The organism is Saccharothrix sp. ST-888, assembly GCF_000955975.1.
In the GTDB taxonomy this organism is placed as follows: Bacteria; Actinomycetota; Actinomycetes; order Streptomycetales; family Streptomycetaceae; genus Kitasatospora.
This window is the reverse complement of record NZ_JYJF01001128.1, coordinates 1-245: the sequence shown is the minus strand read 5'-3', so window position 1 is coordinate 245 and position 245 is coordinate 1. Positions and strand designations below refer to the sequence as shown.

Below are 245 nucleotides of genomic sequence, written 5' to 3'. Positions count from 1 at the left end.
CCGGTGGTGCTCTCGGCGAAGGGTGAGGTGGCGCTGCGGGCCCAGGCCGAGCGGTTGCTGTCCGCCGGTGATGCCGAACTGGTCGATGTGGCGTACTCGGTGGCGATGGGCCGGGCGGCGCTGGAGCACCGCGCGGTGGTGGTCGGCAGTGAGCGTGAGGAGTTCCTGCGGGGGCTTGGTGCGCTGGCCGAGGGCGAGTCGGCTGCGAACCTGGTGCAAGGCTCGGTGGTTGAGGGACGTACGGC

Annotated in this window: 1 protein-coding gene; it reads left to right on the top strand. The window is 71.8% G+C overall.

Annotated features, from left to right (window positions below; all coding sequences use genetic code 11):
• Positions 1-245, top strand: a 245-nt coding sequence (locus UK12_RS42845; protein ID WP_045307429.1) for a CurL C-terminal domain-containing protein, incomplete at both ends; no start/stop codon positions are given.